This window comes from Paraburkholderia sp. 2C (assembly GCF_054589215.1).
Window position 1 is genome coordinate 220,245 of sequence record NZ_BAAILL010000042.1, and the last position, 24,812, is coordinate 245,056.

At 64.8% G+C, this 24,812-nt stretch carries 18 protein-coding genes; 5 read left to right on the top strand and 13 right to left on the bottom strand.

The window, feature by feature from the left end:
* Positions 1-59: 59 nt before the first annotated feature.
* The 8 genes from ACYPXD_RS21055 to ACYPXD_RS21090 all read right to left on the bottom strand — a co-directional run bounded on the left by ACYPXD_RS21055 (position 60) and on the right by ACYPXD_RS21090 (position 9,084).
* Entirely contained in the window at positions 60-1,802 is a 1,743-nt protein-coding gene (locus ACYPXD_RS21055; protein WP_459715405.1) for an ABC transporter substrate-binding protein, read from the bottom strand.
* A 106-nt stretch (positions 1,803-1,908) separates the two neighbouring features.
* The gene (locus tag ACYPXD_RS21060; protein ID WP_459715407.1) at positions 1,909-2,190 is read right to left on the bottom strand and encodes a DUF2160 domain-containing protein; all 282 of its coding nucleotides are present in this window, start codon (positions 2,188-2,190) and stop codon (positions 1,909-1,911) included.
* Positions 2,190-3,011, bottom strand: coding sequence for a carbohydrate ABC transporter permease (locus ACYPXD_RS21065; protein WP_459715409.1), 822 nt, complete (start codon positions 3,009-3,011; stop codon positions 2,190-2,192). Before ACYPXD_RS21065 ends, ACYPXD_RS21060 begins: the two co-directional genes overlap by 1 nt.
* Entirely contained in the window at positions 3,004-3,897 is an 894-nt protein-coding gene (locus ACYPXD_RS21070) for a carbohydrate ABC transporter permease (RefSeq protein WP_459715411.1), read from the bottom strand. The genes ACYPXD_RS21065 and ACYPXD_RS21070 overlap by 8 nt, the downstream gene beginning before the upstream one ends.
* The gene (locus tag ACYPXD_RS21075; RefSeq protein ID WP_459715413.1) at positions 3,894-5,009 is read right to left on the bottom strand and encodes an ABC transporter ATP-binding protein; all 1,116 of its coding nucleotides are present in this window, start codon (positions 5,007-5,009) and stop codon (positions 3,894-3,896) included. The genes ACYPXD_RS21070 and ACYPXD_RS21075 overlap by 4 nt, the downstream gene beginning before the upstream one ends.
* Positions 4,996-6,174 carry an ABC transporter ATP-binding protein gene (locus ACYPXD_RS21080; protein ID WP_459715415.1) on the bottom strand — a complete coding sequence of 393 codons (1,179 nt, stop codon included), beginning with the start codon at positions 6,172-6,174 and terminating at the stop codon, positions 4,996-4,998. Before ACYPXD_RS21080 ends, ACYPXD_RS21075 begins: the two co-directional genes overlap by 14 nt.
* Before the next feature lie 342 nt (positions 6,175-6,516).
* Complete coding sequence (locus ACYPXD_RS21085; RefSeq protein ID WP_459715417.1) at positions 6,517-7,707, bottom strand: fumarylacetoacetate hydrolase family protein; 1,191 nt, start codon at positions 7,705-7,707, stop codon at positions 6,517-6,519.
* 114 nt (positions 7,708-7,821) lie between these two features.
* Positions 7,822-9,084 (bottom strand): phytanoyl-CoA dioxygenase family protein, encoded by a 1,263-nt coding sequence (locus ACYPXD_RS21090; protein ID WP_459715421.1) that lies wholly within the window; start codon positions 9,082-9,084, stop codon positions 7,822-7,824.
* A gap of 609 nt (positions 9,085-9,693) precedes the next feature.
* Here ACYPXD_RS21090 and ACYPXD_RS21095 point away from each other — a divergent pair.
* The 3 genes from ACYPXD_RS21095 to ACYPXD_RS21105 all read left to right on the top strand — a co-directional run bounded on the left by ACYPXD_RS21095 (position 9,694) and on the right by ACYPXD_RS21105 (position 12,960).
* Positions 9,694-11,088 carry an FAD-binding oxidoreductase gene (locus ACYPXD_RS21095; RefSeq protein ID WP_459715424.1) on the top strand — a complete coding sequence of 465 codons (1,395 nt, stop codon included), beginning with the start codon at positions 9,694-9,696 and terminating at the stop codon, positions 11,086-11,088.
* A 72-nt stretch (positions 11,089-11,160) separates the two neighbouring features.
* Positions 11,161-12,087, top strand: coding sequence for a DMT family transporter (locus ACYPXD_RS21100; protein WP_459715426.1), 927 nt, complete (start codon positions 11,161-11,163; stop codon positions 12,085-12,087).
* A gap of 141 nt (positions 12,088-12,228) precedes the next feature.
* Entirely contained in the window at positions 12,229-12,960 is a 732-nt protein-coding gene (locus tag ACYPXD_RS21105) for a YceH family protein (RefSeq protein WP_459715428.1), read from the top strand.
* A gap of 136 nt (positions 12,961-13,096) precedes the next feature.
* On the opposite strand, the gene yjfF is transcribed toward ACYPXD_RS21105, so the two are convergent.
* The 4 genes from yjfF to ACYPXD_RS21125 all read right to left on the bottom strand — a co-directional run bounded on the left by yjfF (position 13,097) and on the right by ACYPXD_RS21125 (position 17,845).
* Positions 13,097-14,242: a galactofuranose ABC transporter, permease protein YjfF gene (gene yjfF, locus ACYPXD_RS21110; protein WP_459715430.1), complete on the bottom strand. Its 1,146-nt coding sequence runs from the start codon at positions 14,240-14,242 to the stop codon at positions 13,097-13,099.
* Positions 14,239-15,276: an ABC transporter permease gene (locus ACYPXD_RS21115; protein WP_459715432.1), complete on the bottom strand. Its 1,038-nt coding sequence runs from the start codon at positions 15,274-15,276 to the stop codon at positions 14,239-14,241. The genes yjfF and ACYPXD_RS21115 overlap by 4 nt, the downstream gene beginning before the upstream one ends.
* A complete protein-coding gene (locus ACYPXD_RS21120; protein WP_459715434.1) occupies positions 15,273-16,787 on the bottom strand; it encodes a sugar ABC transporter ATP-binding protein in 1,515 nt (504 codons plus the stop codon). Before ACYPXD_RS21120 ends, ACYPXD_RS21115 begins: the two co-directional genes overlap by 4 nt.
* Before the next feature lie 89 nt (positions 16,788-16,876).
* Positions 16,877-17,845, bottom strand: coding sequence for an ABC transporter substrate-binding protein (locus ACYPXD_RS21125; RefSeq protein ID WP_459715436.1), 969 nt, complete (start codon positions 17,843-17,845; stop codon positions 16,877-16,879).
* A gap of 499 nt (positions 17,846-18,344) precedes the next feature.
* Here ACYPXD_RS21125 and ACYPXD_RS21130 point away from each other — a divergent pair, with 499 nt between their 5' ends.
* Both ACYPXD_RS21130 and ACYPXD_RS21135 read left to right on the top strand, forming a co-directional pair.
* The gene (locus ACYPXD_RS21130; protein WP_459715438.1) at positions 18,345-19,508 is read left to right on the top strand and encodes a DUF4172 domain-containing protein; all 1,164 of its coding nucleotides are present in this window, start codon (positions 18,345-18,347) and stop codon (positions 19,506-19,508) included.
* Positions 19,509-19,706: 198 nt separating this feature from the next.
* Positions 19,707-21,416, top strand: coding sequence for an acid phosphatase (locus ACYPXD_RS21135; RefSeq protein WP_459715440.1), 1,710 nt, complete (start codon positions 19,707-19,709; stop codon positions 21,414-21,416).
* 98 nt (positions 21,417-21,514) lie between these two features.
* Here the strand turns inward: ACYPXD_RS21135 and ACYPXD_RS21140 are convergent, their stop codons facing one another.
* Positions 21,515-24,709: an EAL domain-containing protein gene (locus tag ACYPXD_RS21140; RefSeq protein WP_459715442.1), complete on the bottom strand. Its 3,195-nt coding sequence runs from the start codon at positions 24,707-24,709 to the stop codon at positions 21,515-21,517.
* Positions 24,710-24,812 lie beyond the last annotated feature (103 nt).

The following is a 24,812-nucleotide window of genomic DNA, read 5'->3' on the forward strand; positions in this document are numbered from 1 at the left end:
TGCCGCCCTTCAGGCTCATTTCGTCAGATTTTTTGTGACTTTCGTCAGGTGCCGCCGGCTCAGCGAACCTTTCCGGCTTTCCATGCTGAAAGCAACTGATCGTACTTGACCGTCTCGCCCTTCGGCTTTTCGTTCGCGAGTTTCTTCCACGGCGCGTGCTGATCGGAGAGCCACTTCGACGGATCGCTTTCCGGGTTCAGTTCCGGCGCGCACGACTTCATCCCCGCGCGCTGCAAACGCGCCAGCACCTGGTCCATCTCTTTCGCGAGATTGTCCATCGCGGCCTGCGGCGTCTTTTCGCCGGCCACCGCGGTGCCGACGTTCTTCCACCACAACTGCGCCATCTTCGGATAGTCGGGCACGTTGTTGCCGGTCGGCGTCCACGCGACGCGGGCCGGGCTGCGATAGAACTCGATCAGCCCGCCGTACTTGTCGGCGTTCTTCGTGAAGTAATCGCTATGGATGTCCGAATCGCGGATGAACGTGAGCCCGACGATCGACTTCTTCAGCGACACCGACTTCGACGTGACGAACTGCGCATAGAGCCATGCGGCCGCGCGCTGGTTCGCCGGCGTCGACTTGAAGAAGGTCCACGAGCCGACGTCCTGGTAGCCGTTCTGCATGCCGTCCTTCCAGTACGCGCCGTGCGGCGACGGCGCCATGCGCCACTTCGGCGTGCCGTCCGGATTCGTCACGTTGCCGGGCTTGAGCATCGACGCCGTGAACGCCGTGTACCAGAACACCTGCTGCGCGATACGGCCTTGCGCCGGCACCGGGCCCGCTTCGCTGAAGGTCATCCCCGACGCCTCAGGCGGCGCGTATTTTTTCAGCCAGTCGATGTACTTCGTGGTCGCATACACGGCAGCCGGGCTGTTCGTGCCGCCGCCGCGCGATACCGACGCGCCCATCGGATGACAACCGTCCGGCGTCACGCGAATGCCCCATTCGTCGACCGGCATGCCGTTCGGAATGCCCTTATCGGCTTCGCCGGCCATCGAGAGCCACGCGTCGGTAAAGCGCCAGCCGAGCGACGGGTCTTTCTTGCCGTAGTCCATGTGGCCATAGACCTTTTCGCCGTCGATATTCTTGACGTCGTTCGTAAAGAACTCGGCGATGTCCTCATAGGCCGACCAGTTGACCGGCACGCCCAGGTCGTAGCCGTACTTCGCCTTGAACTTGTCCTGCAGGTCCTTGCGCGCGAACCAGTCGGCGCGGAACCAGTACAGGTTCGCGAACTGCTGGTCCGGCAACTGGTAAAGCTTCTTGTCCGGCGCCGTCGTGAAGCTCGTGCCGATAAAGTCCTTGATATCGAGACCCGGGTTCGTGTAGTCCTTGCCCTCGCCCGTCATATAGTCGGACAGCGGCATGATCACGCCGTAGCGATAGTGCGTGCCGATCAGGTCGGAATCCGAAATCCAGCCGTCGTAGATGCTCTGGCCCGACTGCATCGACGTCTGCAGTTTCTCGACCACGTCGCCTTCCTGAATCACGTCGTGCTTGACCTGAATACCGGTGATCTCGGTGAACGCCTTGGCGAGCGTCTTCGATTCATACACGTGCGTATCGATTGTTTCGGATACCACATGGATTTCCTTTACGCCTTGCGACTTCAGCTTCGTGGACGTATCGATAAACCACTTCATCTCGTCCATCTGCTGCTGCTTGCTGAGCGTGCTGGGCTGGAATTCGCTATCGACCCATTTCTGCGCTTCGGGCATGCCCGCCACCGCGGTATGGTTCGCGAAAGCGCCTGCAACGACGCCTGCGACCGCGAGCGCGACGATCCGTCTCCTGTGTTGCATGGTCTTCTCCTGTGTCTCCACACCCCTTGGATCATCCGCCGGCGGCCGCTCGGGGCATCAACGGAACCGGTCTCTTCGAACCTCGACTGTTACCTGCGGCGTTGCGCTATCCCTTCCACATCACGATCAGCAATACGACAGCCGAAGCGGCGACGCCGGGCCACACGTTCGCCCCTTCGCTCGTCACGGCCAGCCAGCCGAGGTTCACGTAAGCGGCGGCGAGCAAGCCGATAAAGAGCCGGTCGCCGCGCGTCGTCGATATCGGCAGAAAGCCTTTGCGCTCGACGGTCGGCGCGCGCAGCTCCCATACCGTCATACCGGCCAGCATGGCAACGACGCACGCAAAGAAGATCGCGACTTCCGGCGTCCAGTACATCCATGTGAGCATCACACTCTCCCCATTGCGAAGCCCTTCGCGATGTAGTTGCGCACGAAATAGATGACGAGCGCGCCGGGCACGATGGTCAGCACGCCCGCCGCCGACAGCACGCCCCAGTCCATGCCCGCCGCCGATACGGTGCGCGTCATCACGGCAGCGATCGGTTTCGCATTGACGGTGGTGAGCGTGCGCGCAAGCAGCAGTTCGACCCAGCTGAACATGAAGCAGAAAAACGCAGTCACGCCGACGCCCGATTTGATCAACGGCAGAAAGATCTTCACGAAAAACGTGGGGAACGAATAACCGTCGATATACGCGGTCTCGTCGATCTCGCGCGACACGCCCGACATGAAGCCTTCGAGAATCCACACGGCGAGCGGCACGTTGAACAGCATGTGCGCGAGTGCGACCGCGAAATACGTGTCCTGCAGGCCGATGCTCGAATAGAGCTGGAAGAACGGCAGCAGGAACACCGCGGGCGGTGTCATGCGGTTGGTCAGCAGCCAGAAGAACATGTGTTTGTCGCCGAGAAAGCGGTAGCGCGAAAACGCATAGGCGGCCGGCAAGGCGACCAGCACCGACAACACCGTGTTCATCACCACGTAGATGATGGAATTGATATAGCCCCAGTACCACGACGGGTCGGTGAAAATCACCTTGAAGTTGTCGAAGGTGACGTGCTGCGGCAGCAGCGCGAACGTCGACATGGTTTCTTCGTTCGTGCGCAGCGCGATCGACAGCATCCAGTACAGCGGAATCAGCGCGAACAGGATATAGACGATCAGTACGACTGCGCGAATCCAGCGGCGCTGGCCGGTCCGGTCATGCATGATCGCCTCCTTCCGCCGCCGGGCCGCCTTTGCCGACGCGGCTCATCCAGTTGTACAGAATGAAACACAGCAGCAGGATGATCAGGAAGTAGATCAGCGAAAACGCGGCCGCCGGGCCGAGGTCGAACTGGCCGACCGCCTTTTGCGTCAGGTACTGGCTCAGAAAGGTGGTCGAATCGCCGGGGCCGCCGCCCGTCAGCACGAAGGGCTCCGTGTAGATCATGAAGCTGTCCATAAAGCGCAGCAGCACGGCGATCATCAGCACGCCGCGCATTTTCGGCAGTTCGATATAGCGGAACACCGCGAAGCGGCTCGCGCCGTCGATCTCCGCGGCCTGATAGAACGCATCGGGAATGGCGCGCAGGCCGGCATAACAGAGCAGCGCGACCAGCGGTGTCCAGTGCCAGATATCCATCACGAGCACCGTGATCCATGCGTCGGTCGGGCTGGCGGTGTAGTTGTAGTCGAAGCCGATGTGATTGAGGCCATAGCCGAGCAGGCCGATATCGGGGCGGCCGAAAATCTGCCAGATCGTGCCGACGACGTTCCATGGAATCAGCAGCGGCATCGCGAGCACGACGAGCGCGGCCGACGCGCGCCAGCCCGAGGCGGGCATCGCAAGCGCAAGGCCGACGCCGAGCGGAATCTCGAACAGCAGCACGCACGCGGAAAAGATGATCTGCCGCCCGAGCGCGCCGCGCAGATCCGGGTCCGTCATGATGTTGCGGAACCACTCGGTGCCGACGAATACATGCTGTGTCGGACTGATGATGTCCTGCACCGAGTAGTTGACCACCGTCATCAGCGGCAGGATCGCGGAGAACGCGACGCACAGAAACACCGGCACCACGAGGAGCCACGCCTTCTGGTTGATGGGCTTGTTCATCGTTCGGTCCTTTCGGCGACCTTCACGGGAATGCGTTCGTCGTTGCTGAAGAACACCGTTTCGGGGGCGACAAGCCTTAACCACACGGCTCCGCCGTCGGGCACGCGAAGCTGCGGCTCGAGTTTCGCGTTGAACAGGTGGCCGTCGCATTGCGCCGTGACGAGCTGATAGTTGCCGAGTTGTTGCGCGCGCAACAATTGCGCGCGGGCGGCGCCGCGCTCGCCCTCGTGCGCGAGGCGCACGAACTCCGGGCGGATACCGAGCTTGAACGGGCCGCCCGCCTGCTTGAGCGCGGCTAGCGTGTCCGCATCGAGCGCGATGCGCGCCGCGCCGAGCTTGATGCCGTCGGCGTCGAGCTCGACGGGACACAGATTCATGCCAGGGCTGCCGATAAAGTAGCCGACGAACGCATGGTCCGGCCGCAGAAACAGCGCTTCCGGACCGCCCTTCTGCACGACGCGCCCGTTGGTCATGACGACCACTTCATCCGCGAACGTCAACGCTTCGACCTGATCGTGCGTGACATAGATCAGCGTGAGCTTGAGCTGCTGATGAATCTTTTTCAGCTGGCGGCGCAGCATCCACTTCATATGCGGATCGATCACCGTCAGCGGTTCGTCGAACAGGATCGCCGCGACGTCCTGGCGCACCAGCCCGCGACCCAGCGAGATTTTCTGTTTCGCGTCCGCCGCGAGGTTGCTCGCCTTGCGCGACAACTCGCGTGTCATGTCGAGAATCTCGGCCACTTCATGCACGCGCTTTTTCACTTCGGCTGCCGCGATGTTGCGATTGCGCAGCGGGAACGCGAGATTGTCGAACACACTCATCGTGTCGTAGATCACCGGGAACTGGAACACCTGTGCGATGTTCCGCTCGCGCGGGCTTTGCGCGGTCACGTCATGGCCGTCGAACCGCACTTTTCCTTCGGAGGGCGTAACGAGCCCCGAGACGATGTTCAGCAGCGTCGTCTTTCCGCAGCCGGACGGACCGAGCAGCGCATAGGCGCCGCCGTCTTCCCAGACCATGCTCATCGGCTGCAGCGCGTAGTCGTCGAGCGTCGCGGGGTTCGGCCGGTACGCATGCGCGAGATTCTCGAACTCAATGCGCGCCATGTACGGCCTCCGGGCTGGAGACGAGCTTCTTGTCCGCGCCGAATACGAACAGTTCGTCAGGGTCGACGAAAACATCGAGTTGTGTGCCGAGCTCGATCTGATGCACGCCTTGCAACTGGGCGATCAGATTGACGCCGCCGCTTAGCGTGTGCAGATGCAGATACGTTTCGGAGCCGCTCAGCTCCGCGAGTTCGAGCCGGCAGCGCACGGGCATGGCTTGCGGGCGGTTCGGCGCGAGCCGCAGATGGCCGGGGCGAATACCGATGCGGCATGTGCCGTTGGCGAGGCCCGCTTCATTCGCATTGGGCGCATCAGCACTGCGTGCAGTGTTCGCCTCCAGCGCGCTGCCCGGCGGTAGATGTGCGGCGCGCCGGGCGCCGCGCACCGGCACCTCGATGCCGATCGGCAGGCGCGCGCTGCCGTCTCCGGTCAGCTCGCTTGTCAGCATGTTCATCGGCGGGTCGTTGAATACCGCGGCGGCGTCGACGCTCGTCGGCGCGTTGTACACGTCGAGCGTCGGGCCGAACTGCAGCACACGGCCCTTATCGACGATTGCCGTATAGCCGCCGAGCAGCAATGCTTCGAGCGGCTCGGTCGTTGCGTAGACAACGGTCGTGTTGCCGTCGGCGAACAGCGTGGTCAGCTCGGCGCGCAATTCTTCGCGCAGCTTGTAGTCGAGGTTGACGAGCGGTTCGTCGAGCAGCACGAGCGAGCTGCGTTTGACAAGCGCTCGGGCCAGCGCGCAGCGCTGCTGCTGGCCACCCGACAATTCGCCTGGCCGCCTGTCGAGCAGATGTTCGATATGCAGTTTTGCCGCGACCTCGAGCACGCGCCGGCGAATTTCCGCGGCATCGACGCGTTGCAGCTTCAACGGCGACGCGATGTTGTCGTACACCGTCATGGCCGGGTAATTGATGAACTGCTGGTAAACCATCGCGAGCTTGCGCTCGCGCACGCTGACGCCGGTCACGTCCTGCCCGTCGACCAGCACGCGCCCGGCAGTGGGCCGGTCGAGGCCGGCCATGACGCGCATCAGCGTGGTCTTGCCCGCCTGGGTCGGGCCGAGCAGCACGTTGATTGCGCCCGGCACCAGTCGCAGGTCGATGCTGTACAGATACGTCAGCCCGCCCGCCACGACGGTGACCCGCTCCAGTTCCAAGACCAAAACGCTCTCCTTTTTTAATGCTTCTGAGGTGCTGCTTTCGTCGTGCCGACCGACCGGTCCGATGTTCAGAAATGAAATCAAAACAACATAGAGAATGTCCCTTTTGTTCGTTTACGTTTAAATCGGGGTTAACCATACAAGTTATAAACACATATCAAACGCATACCTTACGCATTGTCGATTTCACTCTCTTATATGAAAGCAGATGGTTGGGCAGAAGGAATGACGCGACGCAGCACGCGCGCTGTGGCCACGCCACGCGCCAGCGCCGGGAAAAGCAGGCGCACGAATGACAAGGCCCGCCGGAGCGGGCCTAACAAGACGCAATGAAATCGCGCGAGCCTACCGCATGCCTATCAGCCCGCGCTCCGTCAGGCTGCGATAAAGCGCGCGCACGCCGAAGGTCCACGGCTCGATCTCCGTGCATAGCCGCACCGTATTCACGAGCGCGCCGAGCTTCGGCGCCGAGATCGTCACGACGTCGCCGAGGTGATGTGTAAAACCGCCGCCCGGTGCATCGCGATCCTTGATCGGCGAGAACATCGTGCCGAGAAACAGCATGAAGCCGTCGGGATACTGATGATGCGCGCCGCAGGTCTGCGCGACGAGATCGGCGGGGTCGCGGGAGATCTCGGTCATATGGCTCACGCCGTCGAGTTCGAAACCATCGTCCTCGCCTGCGACGCGCAGCGACACGCTCGCGGCGCGCACCGAATCGAGCGTAAAGCGCTCGTCGAACAGACGCACAAACGGCCCAATCGCGCACGACCCGTTATTGTCCTTGCACTTGCTGAGCAGCAGCGCGGAGCGCCCTTCGATATCGCGCAGATTGACATCGTTGCCGAGCGTCGCACCGACGATACGCCCTGCGCCATTGACGGCGAGCACGATCTCGGGCTCCGGGTTGTTCCACACCGACGCGGGCAGCAGGCCAATATCCGCGCCGAAGCCGACCGACGACATCGGCTGCGATTTTGAAAACACCTCGGCATCGGGGCCGATGCCGACCTCCATGTACTGGGACCACGCGCCGCGGCGCTCGAGTTCGGCCTTCAGACGCATCGCCGCATCCGAGCCGGGCTCGATCTTCGAGAGGTCGGTGCCGATCAGCGCCGTGATGGTCGCGCGCACTTCCTGCGCTTTCGACGGATCGCCGCCCGCCTGCTCCTCGATCACGCGCTCGAGCAGACTGACCGCGAACGTCACGCCCGCCGCCTTGATCGCTTGCACGTCGCAGGGCGCGAGCAGGCGCGGCGTCGCGGCATCGCTGTGCCCGGCGAGCGCCGCATCGAGCAGCGCCCCAACCGGGCCGAGCGCTTCGCCGGGCGCGTGGCGCGCGAACGCGGCCGCATCGTCGCGATCGAAAAGATCGGCGGTGGTGGGCGCGGCCTTGGTGATGTCGAACACGTTGCCGCCGCGCACGGCGACCACGCACGGCCCTTCATGTGCACCGACGCGGCGCCAGACGCGGCCGATCAGCAAGGCTTGGTCGAGATCGTCAGGCAGACAGGCGGATGCGGAAATCTTTTGCATGGGCGTGTTGGATCCGGCTTGTAGGGAGCCCTATCGTAGAGCCCCGTTGCGCCAAAGTCCAACCTTGCGGGTCAAGGGAGCAGCGCGCGGCACACAGGGCAAAGCGAATCGCCTCTAGCCGATGCAGCGCACGCGTTCGCCGGCCTCATCCGATGCAGCGGTCTCGCGACGCCACGCGTGATGATGCAACGCAGCGTCGAACTTCTCCGCGGGCCATGCGGCGCCGAGCGCCTCCCTGATCAGCGCCTGCTGGCTCGGCGGCGCAAGACCGTCGAGCGGCGGATCGCGATCGAGATTGGTTGGAAACGGATAGCCTTCCGCGCAACTCGCGACGACCGCGTCGAGCTGCGGCGCACCGAAGCGCGCGTGCATAACGCAATCGAGCAACACGGGATAGATCGCCTCGCACATCGCGACACGATCGACCGATTCCATCGCGCGCCCGTACGCGGACGATATCTGCAGCAGGTTCGCCATGCGCGCAACATCGGCCGTGCGGTTTTCGCCGGCCGCGTGAAACAGCGCGGGATTGAAAAACAGCGCGTCGCCCTTCTCCAGCGGCAGTTGCACGCAATGCGCTTCGAAGTACTCGCGAAAGTCGGCGCGCCGCCAGGCCAGATAGCCCGGCGCGTAGCGCTGCGAATAGGGCAGCAGTTTCGTCGGGCCGCTTTCGATTGGCATATCGACGTGTGCGATCGCGCCTTGCAGCGTCAGAAACGGCGACATCGTGTGCACGTGCGCGGGAAAACGCTGCGCTTCGTCGACAGTCTGAAAACCGAGGTGATAGTCGCGATGCGCCTGCTGCGCCGCGCCGCCGGGCCGCACCACATTGATCTGCGAGGTCATCTGATACTGCGGGCCGAGCCATGCGTCGGCCGCGGCCGCGACGAATTCGTTCGCGTAGTAGCGCGCGAAAACGTCAGGCGACCGCAAGCACAGTTTTTCCAGTGCGTTCCAGATCCGGTCGTTCGCGCCCGCCCTGGCGAAGTGATCGCCGCCGGCGCCGCCTTTCGCGCGTTCGTCGCGAATGATCGCTTCGAATAGCGCGGTCGCCTCGTCGATCGGCGCGGTATCGTCGTATGCATGCCGCAGGACGATCGCCCCCGCGCCGTCGCGCAACACATGCACCCATTCGGCGAGCAAGGACGCACGTGCGGCAGGATCTGCCCGTACCCGGCGCAGCGCGCCGCAGTCGTAGAGCGCAATACCATGCGGTGTGGAATGCGCGAATGCCGTGTGCTGCGCTTCCTCGCCCGCCGCGATCTGGCCGGCAAAATCCGTGACGGAACAGGCGTCTGCCCGATAGCCGTCGGTCCGCGGCCCGGCGTGCGGAAGTGTCAGCGGCGGCGCCGGCGTTTGCAAGTCGTCTCCCCGCATTTTTGCTCCTCGAGTGTGCGTTGCGAGCATAGCTTCAATCGGTGTGCGCACGCCAGTGCTCCGTGCCGGCGCCTTAGGTACGCGCCTTGCGACTTCGTCTGCAAGCGCTGCTTTCGTGAAGCGCGATCGCGCTTCGGCAGTCGCACAAGGGAGAATGAAAATGCCTTATCTGATCGGTTGGATGCTCGGTGTGCCGCTCATCGTCCTCGTCATTCTGTATCTGATCTTTCACTGAAGCAGCGCTGCAATATCGACGATCGCCGGCGTACCCAAACGGCTCGCGCAGGCGATCGCGACAGGCGCGCTCACCGAGCGCAAGCGTCACGCAACCGTCTGAGCAATGCCGCCCGTGCGCGCTCAGGCGGCACGTGATGCGCTGCGTATTCCCGAAGCATTCCATCCGTCGCATCGCGGACGAAAACTTCGCGTTGCGCATTCATTGTGCCTAACGACCGTGTACCGTGCGTTTCACGCCGCCAGCGAAGTCCACCGCGGGTTTACGTTAGTTTGTGTTCAGTAGCACCGCCCGTTTACTGAGTTGAAAAACGGTAAGGCTTCCGAAATGAGCCAGCCGCCGTCGATTAAAACGCTCGTGCGTGGAGGTGTGCAATGCCGAACTTGTCGAAGGACGCAATTGATGGTTTGAGAGCCGCCACGCGCGGGCAGGTGTTCGTGCCGGACGACGCCAGCTACCACGAAGCGCGCTCCATCTGGAATGCGATGATCGACCGGCGTCCGGCGGTCATCGTCCGCTGCGCCGGGGTCTCGGATGTGCGCGAAGCCGTGAACTTTGCGCGCGAACAGCATCTGCCGCTTGCGATGCGCGGCGGCGGCCACAATATCGCGGGCACGGCGCTATGCGACGACGGCCTCGTCATCGACCTCTCCGCGATGAAATCGGCGCGCGTCGATCCGTTCGCGCGCCGCGCGTATGTCGAACCCGGCTGCACGCTGCGCGACTTCGATCACGAAGCGCAGGCGTTCGGGCTCGCGGTGCCGCTCGGCATCAACTCGACCACCGGCGTCGCGGGGCTTACGCTCGGCGGCGGCTTCGGCTGGCTGAGCCGCCGCTATGGCATGACCGTCGATAACCTCGTCTCGGCCGACATCGTCACCGCCGACGGCGAACTCCTGCACTGCAGTGCCGATGAACACGAAGACCTGTTCTGGGCGATCCGCGGCGGCGGCGGCAATTTCGGCGTGGTCACGATGTTCGAGTTCGAACTGCAGCCGCTCGGGCCACAGATTTACGGCGGCCTCGTCGTGCTGCCGCTCGATCAGGCCAAAGAAGCGCTCGGCCGCTACCGCAACGCGGTCGACTCGATGCCCGACGAACTGACCGTCTGGTGCGTCTCGCGGCTGGCGCCGCCGCTGCCGTTCCTGCCGGCCGAGGTGCACGGCAAGCCGATCCTCGCATTCGCGATCTGCTACACGGGGCCGGTCGAAAACGGACCGCACGCGGTCGAAGCCGTGCGTCAGTTCGGCAAGCCTTATGGCGAGCATCTCGGACCGATGCCGTACACCGCGTGGCAACAGGCATTCGATCCGCTGCTCACGCCCGGCGAACGCAACTACTGGAAGTCGCACAATCTGTCCGCGCTGCAGGATGGCCTGATCGACGCGCTCGTCGAGGCGATCGGCACGCTGCCGTCGCCGCAATGCGAGATCTTTTTCGGCCAGGTTGGCGGCGCGATGTCGCGCGTGGCCGAGGACGCGACCGCCTACGCCGCGCGCGACGCGAAGTACGTGATGAACGTGCACGGCCGCTGGAGCGAGGCGGCCGACGACGCACGCTGCATCGGATGGGCGCGCGCGTTCTTCGAGAACACGAAGCCGTTTGCGCTCGGCAGCGTGTACGTGAACTTCCTGACGGAAGAAGAAACCGACCGGATCGGCGCGGCCTACGGACCGAATTACGAGCGGCTCGTCGCCGTGAAAGACCGCTACGACCCGCACAATCTGTTCAGCCGGAACCAGAACATCAAGCCGTCCGCCGCTACTTGAACGGGGTAAAGCCGGGGCAGCGCAACGGTCGCCGCGTGGGCGCGAGAGCGTGACGGCTGTTACGCTGTAGCGATGCGTTCATCGCCCCCTCCTCAACCGCTTGCTGCCGCCCGCGCCACGGCGTCGCGCACGCGCCTCGCCGCGCTGACCACGCTCGCGATGTTTGCCTTCGCGGGCAACTCGCTGCTATGCCGTGTCGCGCTGAAAGCGGGCGCGATCGATCCGGCGAGCTTCACGACGGTGCGCATCGTCGCCGCGGCGGCGGCGCTCTGGTTGATCCAGCGCTGGCGGGCGCCGCAGCCGCCGCGCACGCGCGGCGACTGGTATGCAGCGCTTGCGCTGTTCGTCTATGCCGCCGCCTTTTCGTTCGCCTACGTCGGACTCGCGGCCGGCGTCGGCGCCCTGCTGCTGTTCGGCGCGGTGCAGGCGACGATGATCGGTTACGCGCTGTGGAGCGGCGAACGCTTGCGGATCCGCCAGTGGCTCGGCGTCGCGCTCGCGCTCGCGGGCCTTGTCGTGCTCGTGCTGCCGGGCCGCGCGTCGCCGAACCTCGCGCCGCCGCTCGCCTCTGCGCTGCTGATGCTTGCCGCGGGCATCGCATGGGGCATCTATTCGCTGCGCGGCAAGCGCGCCGCCGATCCGGCCGCGGCCACCGCCGGCAACTTTCTGCGCGCGGTGCCGTTGGCGGCCGCGCTCAGTGCGCTGACCACGCTCGGCGCGCCAATGCACGCATCTGTCTTCGCGGACCGCGCGGGCCTCGGCTACGCGCTGATCTCCGGCGCGATCACATCGGGGCTCGGCTATGTCATCTGGTACGCGGCATTGAAGGAATTGAAGGCATCGAGCGCGGCCACCGTGCAGTTGAGCGTGCCGCTGATCGCCGCGCTCGGCGGCATCGCGTTACTGAACGAAGCGTTGACCGCGCGGCTCGCTGTGAGCGCCGTGGCGATTCTCGGCGGTATCGCGCTGGTTATCGTGCGCAAATCGACAGCCGGATAGCGCGCCGCGCGCAGCGGACTCCGGCCCGCCCGGTCGCCGCCGGTTATGTGCGCGCAGGCGCAGCGCTGTATCGCACGGTGTCGCACCATGGCGTTTTGGCGGACAATCGCGCATGCCGATCCACCCGAACCGCAAACGCATATGAATTCCCCCACCGCCGACGATACCCCACGCGCCGCGCTGCGCGCGCTGACTCCGCTTGAAGCACGCGTGATCGGTGTGCTCTTCGAAAAGCAGCACACGGTGCCCGACACCTATCCGCTGTCGCTCAACGCGCTTACGCTCGGCTGCAATCAGAAAACGTCGCGCGCGCCGGTCATGAATGCAAGCGAAGCCGACGTGCTCGGCGCGATCGAAAGCCTGAAACGGCTCAGTCTCGTCTTCGAAGGCAGCAGCAGCCGCGTGCCGCGCTTCGAACACAATCTCGAGCGCGTGCTCGGCGTGCCCCGCCAGGCGGCCGCGCTGCTCACCGCGTTGCTGTTGCGCGGCGCGCAGACGGCGGCCGAATTGCGCCTCGCCACCGCGCGCCTGCATTCGTTCGCCGATACGTCGTCCGTCGAAGCGTTTCTCGACGAACTCGCCGCGCGCGGCACGCCGCTCGTGCTGAAGCTCGCTCGCACACCAGGCGAGCGCGAAAGCCGCTGGATGCATCTGCTGTGCGGGGAAGCGCATGCCAGCGAGGCGCAGCCGCAGCCGCGCGGCGGCGCCGGCGAATTCGCGACCGGCGGCGCATCGTCGGATGCCGCGAGCGCCGAACTCGAAACGCTCAAGGCCGATTACAGCGAACTGGCGGGCAAGGTTGCGCGGCTCGAGGCGCTCGTCGAACGGATGGTCACGGAACTCGGCATCGAGGTCGACAAGCCGGCGCAATAGCGCGCCGCTTGTTTATACCGCCTGCTTGCGCCGCTCATTTGCGCGGTCTTCCGCGACGCGTGTTCGAGCCGCGTGTTCGAGCCGCCTGTTTGCGGCGCCGATTGACGGCTTTGTCCGTGTCACCGGTTCACACCGTTCACGTGCGCCGCGTGATCATCGCCGCAAGGCCCGGCTTGTCTTTGCCGGGCTGATCCTTGGGGTCCGATTGCGGCGCGCGCTCCTCGGCGCGCGCCTTCTTCGTGCTCGCGTGCAGCCCCGTGCCGCTCGACTTGCGGCGCGCCGCATGCCGTTCGATCAAGCGTTGCAGCAGGCAGAACGCGCACAGCAGCGCACCGATCACGATCCGCGTCCACCACGAACTGAGCGTGCCGTCGAACGTAATCAGCGTCTGAATCGTGCCCAGAATGCCGACGCCGAACACCGAGCCGAACACATAGCCGACGCCGCCCGTCAGCAGCGTGCCGCCGATCACGGTTGCCGCGATCGCATCGAGTTCCATCCCCTGCGCCTGCAGCCCATAACCGGACAGCAGATACAGCGTGAACACGACACCGCCGAGCGCCGAGCAGAATCCGCTGAGCGCGTAGACGCCGATCTTCGTGCGCGCAACGGGCAAGCCCATCAGCAACGCCGACCGTTCGTTGCCGCCGATCGCATACACGTTGCGGCCAAAGCGCGTGAAATGCGCGATATAGATCGCCGCGATCAGCGCGACGATACCGATCAGCGCCCCCGAATTCAGCGTGCCGCTGCCGATCGGCACGCTGAACGCGGACACGGCATGAAACGTCTTTTCGTCGATGGTGATCGACTGCGTCGTGATCAGAAAGCAGGCGCCGCGCGCGAGGAACATGCCCGCGAGCGTGACGATAAACGGCTGCAGCTTGAAGAAGTGGATCAGCGCGCCCATCGCGGCGCCGAACAGGGCGCCGAACAGCAGCACGAGCGGCACGATCGCCCAGATCGGCCAATGCCACCATTGCGCGGCCACCGCGCACAGAATGGTGGTCAGCGCGACGACCGAGCCGACCGACAGATCGATGCCGCCCGACACGATCACGAAGGTCATGCCGAGCGCGACGATCAGCAGAAACGAGTTGTCGACGAGCAGGCCCAGCAGCACCTGCAGCGAAAAGAAGCCCGTGTACATCACCGAGCCGAAGCCGAACAGTGCGGCAAAGAGCGCAATCGTCACGACGATGGGCAGCGTGCGCGGATCGAGCAGGCGCGTCACGAAGGTCGATTTCACGGCCGGGTTTCCCTCTTCTTTGCTGTTGCTCATTTCGCGGCCTCGCTGACGGGTTTCGCTTGCGCGAACGAAAAGAGCCGCTTCGCGTGCTTGACAAGCAGCGCGCGCGCCGACTCCGACTGGATCACGCAGACCAGCAGCACGACGATCGCCTTCACCACGAGCGTCGCTTCGGGCGGCACGCCGATCGAATACGTCGTGTAAGTGAGGGTCTGGATAATCAGCGCGCCGAGCACCGTGCCGGCGAGGCTGAACTTGCCGCCGGCGAGCGACGTGCCGCCGAGCGTCACCGCGAGAATCGCGTCGAGTTCGAGCAGCAGGCCCGCGTTGTTGCCGTCGGCGCTGCGCACGTTCGAACTCATCAGCACGCCCGCAATCGCGGCCATCAGCCCCGAGAACACATACACGGCGAACACGATCAGACTCGAGCGCAAACCGACCAGCCGCGTCGCGACCGGATTCACGCCGATCGCGCGAATGAACAGGCCCAGTGCCGTGCGGCTCATCAGCAAAGCCGTCGCCGCGGTCACCGCCGCCGCGACCCAGACCGCGCACGGGATGCGCGCGAGATAGCCGCCGCCGATCACGAGATAAGCGGGCGCGCCGATCGGAATGATCTGCCCGCCGGTCAGCAACTGCGCGACGCCGCGGCCGGCCACCATCAGAATGAGCGTCGCGATGATCGGCTGCATGCCGACGAACGCGACGAGCACGCCGTTCCATGCGCCGGCAACGAGGCCGACGGCAAGCGCGGCGAAGACGGCCGTCGTCACATTCGCCGGGTTATCGGCAAGCAGCATCGCCGCTGCCGCGCCCGCGATCGCCACGACCGCGCCGACGGAAATATCGATGCCGCGTGTCGCGATCACGAGCGTCATGCCGAGCGACACGATCACGAGCGGCGCCGCGCGATTCAGAATATCGATCGGCGCGCCGAAGAAGTGCCCCTCGAACGTCGAGATCGCGAGGAAGTTCGCGCGATGCACGACATCGAGCGCAATCAGCAACACCAGCGTGAGCACCGGCCACATAAGCGTGTGCTGGAACGCGGCTTTGATCGCTTTCATTGGTCGCTCCCTGCAATGAGCTGATACACCTGGTCCTCCGACACCGCGTTGCCCGCGATTTCCGCTACCTTGCGCCGGTCGCGCAGCACCGCGATGCGGTGGCTCACGCGCACCACTTCGCTCACTTCGGACGAGATGAACAGCATGCCGAGCCCTTTCGCGCACAAGGCCAGCACGCGGTCCATGATTTCGAACTTCGCGGCAACGTCGATGCCGCGCGTCGGTTCGTCGAGAATCAGCATCTTCGGCTCGGTGGCAAGCCAGCGCGCAAGCAGCACCTTCTGCTGATTGCCGCCTGATAAAAGCCCGATCGGCTGATCCGCGTCGCGCGCCTTGATGCCGAGCATCCTGATGTACTCGTCGGCCATTTCGCGCTGCTTCGCGCGGCCGATCACGCGCCACCAGCCGCGTCGCGCCTGCAGCGCGAAGACGATGTTCTCGCGGATCGACAGGTCCGCGACCACGCCTTCCTTCTTGCGGTCCTCCGGGCAATAGCCGATGCCATGGCGCACCGCGTCGTGCGGCGAGCGCAGCTTCACGCGCCGGCTGTTCGCGAGCACCGTGCCCTCGTCGGATTTCTCGGCGCCGAACAGCAGCTTCGCGGTTTCGGTGCGGCCCGAGCCGAGCAGGCCCGCAAGACCGAGAATCTGTCCGGGCCGCACGTCGATATCGATCGGGTTCAGCAAGCCGCGCCGGCCGACGCCGCGCATTTCGAAAATCGGCGGCGCTTCGCTCACGGCCAACGGCTGCTCGCTGGCCGCCTGCTTCAGGCGCTCGGACATCCGCGCATGGCCGACCATCTTCGCGACCAGTTCGTCGACCGGCAGGTCCTTCGCCAGATACTCGCCCTCGCGCTCGCCGTTGTGCATCACCGTGATGCGGTCCGATACCGCGTACGTCTGCTCAAGAAAGTGCGTGACGAACAGAATCGCGATGCCCGACTGCTTGAGCTTGCGCAGCACGTCGAAAAGACGCGCGACTTCGCCGTCGTCGAGACTCGAGGTCGGTTCGTCGAGAATCAGCACGCGCGCATCGACCGACACCGCGCGCGCGATCGCGACCATCTGCTGGACCGCGATCGGATAGGCGTCGAGCGAACGCGTCACGTCGAGCGACACGTTCAGATCGGCGAGCGCCGCTTCGGCCTTGGCGTGGATCGACTTCCAGTCGATCAGGCCGCGCCGCTTCAGATGCCGGCCCGCAAAGATATTCTCCGCGACCGACAGATTCGGACACAGGTTCACTTCCTGATACAGCGTGCGAATGCCCGCGGCTTCCGCTTCGAGCGGCGTCGCGAACCGCACGGATTGACCGGCAAGATGGATCTCGCCGGCGTCGTACGCATGCACGCCCGTCAGCACATTGATGAGCGTCGATTTGCCCGCGCCGTTTTGACCCATCAGCGTATGGATCTCGCCCGGGAACAGGCGGAAATCGACGCGCTGCAACGCGTTGACGCCCGGAAACGACTTGCTGATGCCGAGAGTTTCGAGAATGGGAGAGTCGCTCATGAGCGTAGCGAAGACCAACAAGAAAGCCTGAAAAAAGTCCGGCGCCGCGCATGCCGCGCCGGCGCCGGACCCGCCTGGCTCCCGACTGCCTAGTACTTGCGCGTCGGCAGCACCTGAGCGGCGACGCTCATCGGGAACACCGTTTCTTCGGTGGTGATGCGCTTGGGCAACTGCTTGCCGGCGACGATATCCTTCGCCGCCTGCATCAGCTGCGGCCCGAGCAGCGGGCTGCATTCGACGTCGACGTTGATCTTGCCCGCGACCATCGCTTCGAAGCCGCCCTTCGTCGCGTCGAACGAGACCACGCTGATGTCGGTGCCCGGCTTCAGACCCGCTTCTTCCATCGCCTGGATCGCGCCGAGCGCCATATCGTCGTTATGCGCGTAGACAACGTTGATCTGCTTGCCGTACGTCTTCGCGAACGCTTCCATCACCTGCTTGCCGCCCGCGAGCGTGAAGTCGCCGCTTTGCGACGCGATGATCTTGAACTTCGGATCGTTCTTGATCACTTCCATCAGGCCGGCGTGGCGATCGTTGGCCGGCGCCGAGCCGACCGTGCCCTGCAGCTCGACGATATTGATCGGGCCTTTGTCGTTCTTGTAGCGCTCTTCGAGCCAGCGGCCGCCGCGGCGACCTTCCTCGAGGAAGTCCGAGCCGATCATCGTCACGTACAGCGACTTGTCCTTCACGTCGATATTGCGGTCCGTCAGGATGACCGGGATCTTCGCGTTCTTCGCTTCGGTCAGCACCGGCTCCCAGCCCGATTCGACGACCGGCGAAAATGCGATCACGTCCACCTTCTGCGCGATATACGAGCGGATTGCCTTGATCTGGTTTTCCTGCTTCTGCTGAGCATCCGAGAACTTGAGATTGACGCCGGCGTCCTTCGCGGCCTGCTTGACCGATACGGTATTGGCGGTGCGCCATGCGCTTTCGGCGCCGACCTGCGCGAAGCCGAGCGTGATTTTCTTGTCTTCCGCGTGACCGTTGATGGCCGCGCCGAACAGCAGCGCCGAGCCGACCAGCGCGCCGAGTGTCAGGCGTCTCGTGTGATTCATTTCCTGTCTCCGATTTATATCGTTTGTTCTGGCGCCGGCTACCGCAGGCGAGCGTCCTTACGGGCACGCGACAGCAAAAAGCTGGCGCCACCTTTCACAACACTGCACAATCGATCAAGCAGCCCAACTGGAAACGTATTAACTGAAGCCGGCTCAACGCGACGCCCCCGCTCGTGACAGCGAATCTGGTTCGCCCGGTCCGTTAATAGCCAAACTATATCCATGCGTCCGTGCGGCGGTGATTGGTACTTTCCCGAGCCTCGAAGGGCCTTTCCCGCCCCTCATTCTCTCTGCATAGGGCGCGCCAGGTCCGGTATGCGGCGGCCGCCGAAAAACCGCCGGCGGACTCTCCGGCGTCGCGCGATCTCCCGATATTCATTCGATATAGTCCTACTATTTAGGCAGCCTGCCATGGGTGTGCGGCGAATAGACACTTAATCTCCGCAAAATATGCGGAGATTAATTTGCCCTTGCGGCGAATACTGCCCATAATCTCCGCATGGAAAGCGGAGATTATCTTTACATCTGGGCGGCGCCGGACTGGCCGCGCTGGCGCTACGACCTCGCGTCGCTGGCCGCGCCGCTCGCGGCCGTCACCGGCGCGCAAGGCCTGCTGCTCGGGCGCATGCACGACGCCGGCCTCGCGCAGCGCGAGGAAGCGAACCTTGCCGCACTCACCTCGGACGTGCTGAAAACAAGCGAGATCGAAGGCGAATCGCTCAATGTGCATTCGGTGCGATCGTCGATCGCGCGCCGGCTCGGCGTCGATATCGGCGCGCTCGCGCCGGTCGACCGTCACGTCGAGGGTATCGTCGAAATGACGCTCGACGCCACGTTGCGCTGCCACTCGGACCTCACGCGCAGACGGCTGCTCGGCTGGCACGCCGCCCTTTTCCCGACCGGCTACAGCGGGTTGACGCACATTCGCGTCGGCGCGTATCGCGACGATGCGCGCGGACCGATGCAGGTGGTGTCCGGTTCCGGCGGACGTCAGCGGGTGCACTTCGAGGCGCCGCCGGCACCGCGGCTCAAGAAGGAAATGGCGCGCTTCCTGCGCTGGCTCGACGGCAATTTCGATCACCATCCGATCCTGAAGGCCGGCATCGCGCACCTGTGGTTCGTCACGCTGCACCCGTTCGACGACGGCAACGGCCGCATCGCACGCGCGATCGGCGACATGGTGCTCGCGCAGATGGACCATACGGAAAGCGGGCGGCGCTTTTACAGCCTGTCCGCGCAGATCCAGCGCGAGCGGCGCAGCTACTACGAGATCCTCGAGCGCACGCAGAAAGGCACGCTCGACATTACCGCGTGGCTGGCGTGGTTCCTCGAGCATTTGCAGCGCGCGCTCGATGCCGCGCTTGCCACGCTCGACACCGTGCTCGCGAAATCGCGTTTCTGGCAGCGCATGGCCGGCACGCCGCTCAACGAACGCCAGTCGAAGCTCGTCAACCGGCTGCTCGACGGCTTCGACGGCAAGCTCACCAGCAGCAAGTGGGCAAGCATCGCGAAGTGCTCGCCGGACACCGCGCTGCGTGACATCAACGAACTGATCGCGGCCGGCGTCCTGCAAAAGACCGACGGCGGCGGGCGCAGCACCGCGTATGAGCTGGTCGGGTTGCCCGCCGTGGCGGACGATCGCCGTGACGCGCGCGCTCCGTGACGCCCGCGCGATGACACCCATGTGACATATTTCCGGCAGTGGCTTTTCGCACAACCGGTTCGTTTTTCTCCTTCGCGCCGACACCAAACGGTGCGAGTATGCGGTTCGAGCGATGCGCGCCAGACCTTGCGCCTGACGCCTCTACCGCCTCTCGCCCCACCGCCCGTCCCGCTACCGCAGCGTCAAGGAGAATCGCGCATGAACGACAACGATCCGAACCGCCTTGCTGACACCGATGCCGGCGGCGCACCTGCCGCCGCCGGCGCCGATCTGCCCGACGACCCGGAACGCCGCCGTGTGCTGACCGGCCTCGCCGCGGTCGGCGCGGGCTTCGTGCTGGCCGGCTGCCAGTCGGCGGGCGAAACAGGCAATGCATCGAAGAGCGCTGCCGATCTGCGCCTCGACGCCGCGCTGCGCGATCAGGTGAAGAACATCGTGGTGATTTACGCGGAGAACCGCAGCTTCGCGAATCTGTACGGCAACTTCCCCGGCTTGCAGCAGCCGCTCGATTCGGTCCGGCCGGATGCGTACGTGCAGTTCGATCGCGACGGCACGACGCCGCTGCCGCGGCTGCCGGCGATCTGGGGCGGGCTCGTGCCGCAGGCGCAGGAGATCGACGGCAAGCGCTATTACATCGGCGAGAAGCAGATAACGAATCTGCGCAACCAGCCGTTTCATCTGGTCGACGCGCAAGGCGCGCCGCTGCCGAACGGCGTGATCACGCGCGACCTCGTCCATCGCTTCTACCAGAACCAGATGCAGATCAACGGCGGGCGCAACAACGGCTTCGCCGCATGGGGCGACTCGGGCGGGCTCGTGATGGGCCACTACCGCAACTCGCCCGCCACGCTGAAAATCTGGGGCCTCGCGCAGCAATACACGCTGTGCGACAACTTCTTTATGGCGGCCTTCGGCGGCTCGTGGCTCAACCACATCTTCCTGATTTCCGCGCAAGCCCCGCTGGTGCCGGACATCCACAACAGCATCGCGAAGAACCATGTATCAGTGCTCGAAGGCGACGATCCGCTCGGCACGCGCCTGAAGACCGCGCCGAATTCGCCCGCCTCCGCGCTCGACGGCCCGCCGAAGTACGTGCGCGACGGCCTCTTCACGCCCGACGGTTACGCGGTCAACACGATGGCGCCGCCGTACCAGCCGAGCTTTATCCGGCCCGCGCCCGACGGCAATCCGCTGTACGCGAACCCGGCGGACCCGAAGGTGCTGCCGCCGCAGAAGTACGCGACGATCGGCGACCGGCTGACCGACCGCGACGTGGAATGGGCGTGGTATTCGGGCGCCTGGCAGTACGCGCTCGAGCATCAGGAGACGGGCGCCGTGCCCGACTTCCAGTACCACCATCAGCCGTTCAACTATTTCGCGAACTATGCGCCCGGCACGGCGGCGCGCACGCGCCATCTGCGCGATGCGGGCCTCGGCGACGACCCGTCGACGAACCGGCTGCTCGCCGATATCGACGCGGGCCGCCTTCCGCCGGTCACGTTCTACAAGCCGCAAGGCAATCTGAACATGCACGCGGGCTACGCGGACGTCGAATCGGGCGACCGTCATATCGCGGCCGTGATCGACCATCTGCAGCGCGGGCCGCAATGGCGCAACACGGTGGTGATCGTGACGGTCGACGAGAACGGCGGCTGGTGGGACCCGGTGTCGCCGCCGAAGGGCGACCGCTGGGGCCCCGGCTCGCGCGTTCCGGCGCTGGTCGTGTCACCGCTCGCGAAGAAGGGCTATGTCGATCACACGGTCTACGACACGAACTCGATCCTGCGCTTCATCAGCCGCGTACATGGGCTCGAGGCGTTGCCCGGCGTGGCGGCGCGCGACCGCGCGTTGGCGCAGAACGGCCTTGCGCCGCTCGGCGATCTGAGCGGGGCGCTCGACCTGGCGTAACGGCATGCGGCGGGCGGCCCGCATCAGCGGCGGCAGAGCCGGCCCTTCGGTGTTCCGGCCGGCTATGCCAGTGCGCATGCCGATGCCTGCGCTTATGCCTATGCCTCGACAATGCCGGGGCTGCGTTGCTCGCGCCGCTCGCGCATCCAGCCGTCGAGCTGCACCGACGATAGCGGCCGCGCAATCCAGAAACCCTGCAACTCGTCGCAGCCGATGCGGCGCAACAGATTCGCCTCGCGTTCGCTTTCGACACCCTCCGCGACCACCCGCAAGCCGAGCATATGCCCGAGGCCGATGATCGCCTCGACGATCGCGAGATCGGTCGGCTTGTCGAGCTTCTTGTGCACGAAGGTGCGGTCGATCTTGAGCCGGTCGAGCGGAAAGCGGTTCAGATAACTGAGGCTTGAATAGCCGGTGCCGAAGTCGTCGAGCGAGATACGTACGCCGAGCTCGCGAATCGCGTCGATCGTCGCGATATTGCGCTGCGCGCCGTCGAGCAACACCGATTCGGTGATCTCGAGTTCGAGGCGCTGCGGCGCGACGTGGTGCTTCGCCAGGCTCGCCTTCAGCGTATCGATCAGCGCGTCGTCGCGCAGTTGCACCGTCGACAGATTGATCGACAACGTGAGACCGGCGAGCGGCCCGTCGCGCCAGCGCGCGAGCTGCCGGCACGCCTCGTCGATCACCCACGCGCCGATCGGCACGATCAGGCGCGTCTCCTCGGCAAGCGGAATGAACTGCGCGGGCGACATGCGGCCGAGCTCGCTGCTGTCCCAGCGCAGCAGCGCCTCCACCGCGATCACCTCGCCGCTCTTCGTATCGATGCACGGCTGATAGGCGAGCCACAGCTCGTCGCGTTCGATCGCCGTGCGCAGGCTCGCTTCGAGTGCGAGCCGCATCCGGCTGCGCTCGATCATGTCGGGCGAGAAGAACTTCGCGAGATTGCGCCCCGCCGCCTTCGCCTGATACATCGCGAGGTCGGCGTTCTGCATCAGCGTATCGATATCGAGTCCGTCTTCCGGGTACATCGCGATGCCGACGCTGCACGACACCTGGATCGCCGTCCCGTTGATGTCGTGCGTCTCGCCGACGAGCGGAATCATGCGCTCCTCGATGGTCCGCGCGACGTCGGTCGCGTTTGCCGCGCCGTTCAGGATCACCGTGAACTCGTCGCCGCCGAGGCGGCTCACGGTGTCGTCGTGCCGCACCGAGCGCACGAGGCGCGCGGCCACCGAGCGCAGCAGACCATCGCCGATATGGTGGCCAAGCGAATCGTTGATGTCCTTGAAGCGGTCGAGATCGATAAACAGCACGGCCACGCGCCGGCCGGTGCGCTTCGCCGTGTCGAGCGCGACCGCGAGCCGCTTCTTGAAGAGCGCGCGGTTCGGCAATTCGGTGAGAAAGTCGTGTTCGGCAAGGAACTGGATCCGCGCTTCGCTCTTCTTGCGGTCGCTGATGTCGATCAGCGTACAGATGTAATGCGTGACGTGCCCTTCCGTATCGCGCACCGCGCTGACCATGAGCCATGCCGGATAATCGCCGCCGAGCCGGCGCCGCACGTGCGCTTCGCCGTTCCACGTGCTGGCGCGATCGACCATCCGCGCCAGCGTCGCGAACCCGTCGTCGCCGGGCAGGCCGTCGACGATAAAGCCGGGCGCGCGGCTCATGACGTCTTCGGACCGATAGCCGGTAGTCCGATAGAACGCCGCGTTGGCGGTCAGCACACGGTAGCTGTCGTCGAGAATCAGGATCGCCTCGGACGATGCCTCGAACACGCGTGCCCATAGCTCGAGCCGCTGCTCCATCAGTTTGATCTGATTGATCGGCGTGAACGCGGTCAGAATCGCGTCCTGCCCCTGGAAGCTCAGGCGCCGCGCCGACAGCATGGCCCACGTCGATTCGTCGGTGGCCTTCCAGTGAACCTCGAATTCGTCGACCGCCTCGCGATCGGACAACTGCTGGAAAAAGCGCGCGCGCGTGCCCGAATCGAGGCCGCGCGCCCACGGGTCGATCGCGCAGCCGTTCAGCCAGAAAAGCGCGGGACGGTTCGCGTGCAACACCTCATGACCCGGCACCGCGGTCACCACCATCGGCACCGGCGTCGCTTCGACGAGCGCATGTTGCGCCGCCGATGCGCGCGCGGTCGCGGCCAGTTCCTTCTGCACGTCGCGCTCGCGATCGAGTTGCTCGAGCATCTCGTTGAAGCCGTTCACGAGCACGCCGATTTCGTCCTGACTGTGCCAGCGCGCCCGCAGCGAGTGGTCGCCGGTACGCCGCACGGTGTCCATCACGCGCGCGAGCTGGCGCAGCGGCCGCGAGATCTGCTGCGCGACCGTGTAGACCATCGTCAGAATGGCGAACAACAGGAACAGCACGGTGCCCAGATGCAGCCACATGCGTGCGTATAGTGCGCGCACGCGCTCGTGCAGCAGGCGGTCGAGCTCGACGCCGGTCTTGCGCCACGTTTCGCCGACGTCGGCCACGACGCGCTGCTGCGCGGCATCCGCCGCGGCGAAGAGCGCCGCATCCGCATCGCCGCTATCGACGATCGCGCGCGCCGTGCGCCGGTAGTCTTCGACCGCCGCGTTCATGCGCTGGATCGATGGTCCGAGCGCGCGATCGAGGTCGTGATCGGCCGCCACCGCTTCGGCGAAATCGGTGTGCAATCCCTGCAGCACCGCATCGAGCTGACCTTCGCGCACAAGATAACGCGTGCGCAGCAAGTCCGCCGCGGCGGGCCGCATATCGTCGCGCAGGCCGCTGCCGATCTGATTGACCGCATCGAGCAACGCGGGATAACGCAGGATGGAGAGCGACATCGAGTAGTAGCTGTCGAGATCGGGGTCGAGAATCAGGTTCGACTGATTGCCGATGCGCGTCACGAGCTCGCGGCATGCGAACAGCGCGTTGTTGACCTCGGCGGCGTTCAGCGCCGTGCCATTCGCGAGCGTCAGCAGCGCACGCCGCACGCGCTCGTTCAGTTGCGCGCTTTGCATCGCCGCGCCGTAGCGCGTTTCGGCGTCTTCGAGCGCATGCGCGGTCTCCTGCAGTGCATGCGCCGGCACGTGCGCGCCCGCCCCTGCCTGCGCGACCTCGACCACCGCGTCGCGCACCGTGCGCAAATAGATGTTCCCGACAATCTCCTTGTTCGAGAAATCGATGGCGATGTACTTCTCGTGAATCAGAATGCCGCTGATATAGACAACCGCGCTCAGGTCCAGCAGATAGATAAGCAGCAGCTTCCGGCCGACGCGCAAACGTGCGAGCAGACGGAAGAAGAGATTGCGATTCATGAAGTGCGGGACCTTTAGGACCTTTAGGACCTTTACGCCGATGGACTGAACAACACCCTGAAGCCTCACGTATTCCGAAGAATCGTAAGCCCTGGTGAATGTC

Coding starts and splice junctions, on each gene's coding strand:
- ACYPXD_RS21055 (WP_459715405.1), bottom strand. CDS start 1,802: ATGCAACACAGGAGACGGATCGTCGCGCTCGCGGTCGCAGGCGTCGTT.
- ACYPXD_RS21060 (WP_459715407.1), bottom strand. CDS start 2,190: ATGCTCACATGGATGTACTGGACGCCGGAAGTCGCGATCTTCTTTGCG.
- ACYPXD_RS21065 (WP_459715409.1), bottom strand. CDS start 3,011: ATGCATGACCGGACCGGCCAGCGCCGCTGGATTCGCGCAGTCGTACTG.
- ACYPXD_RS21070 (WP_459715411.1), bottom strand. CDS start 3,897: ATGAACAAGCCCATCAACCAGAAGGCGTGGCTCCTCGTGGTGCCGGTG.
- ACYPXD_RS21075 (WP_459715413.1), bottom strand. CDS start 5,009: ATGGCGCGCATTGAGTTCGAGAATCTCGCGCATGCGTACCGGCCGAAC.
- ACYPXD_RS21085 (WP_459715417.1), bottom strand. CDS start 7,707: ATGCAAAAGATTTCCGCATCCGCCTGTCTGCCTGACGATCTCGACCAA.
- ACYPXD_RS21090 (WP_459715421.1), bottom strand. CDS start 9,084: ATGCGGGGAGACGACTTGCAAACGCCGGCGCCGCCGCTGACACTTCCG.
- ACYPXD_RS21095 (WP_459715424.1), top strand. CDS start 9,694: ATGCCGAACTTGTCGAAGGACGCAATTGATGGTTTGAGAGCCGCCACG.
- ACYPXD_RS21100 (WP_459715426.1), top strand. CDS start 11,161: ATGCGTTCATCGCCCCCTCCTCAACCGCTTGCTGCCGCCCGCGCCACG.
- ACYPXD_RS21105 (WP_459715428.1), top strand. CDS start 12,229: ATGAATTCCCCCACCGCCGACGATACCCCACGCGCCGCGCTGCGCGCG.
- yjfF (WP_459715430.1), bottom strand. CDS start 14,242: ATGAGCAACAGCAAAGAAGAGGGAAACCCGGCCGTGAAATCGACCTTC.
- ACYPXD_RS21115 (WP_459715432.1), bottom strand. CDS start 15,276: ATGAAAGCGATCAAAGCCGCGTTCCAGCACACGCTTATGTGGCCGGTG.
- ACYPXD_RS21120 (WP_459715434.1), bottom strand. CDS start 16,787: ATGAGCGACTCTCCCATTCTCGAAACTCTCGGCATCAGCAAGTCGTTT.
- ACYPXD_RS21125 (WP_459715436.1), bottom strand. CDS start 17,845: ATGAATCACACGAGACGCCTGACACTCGGCGCGCTGGTCGGCTCGGCG.
- ACYPXD_RS21130 (WP_459715438.1), top strand. CDS start 18,345: ATGGAAAGCGGAGATTATCTTTACATCTGGGCGGCGCCGGACTGGCCG.
- ACYPXD_RS21135 (WP_459715440.1), top strand. CDS start 19,707: ATGAACGACAACGATCCGAACCGCCTTGCTGACACCGATGCCGGCGGC.
- ACYPXD_RS21140 (WP_459715442.1), bottom strand. CDS start 24,709: ATGAATCGCAATCTCTTCTTCCGTCTGCTCGCACGTTTGCGCGTCGGC.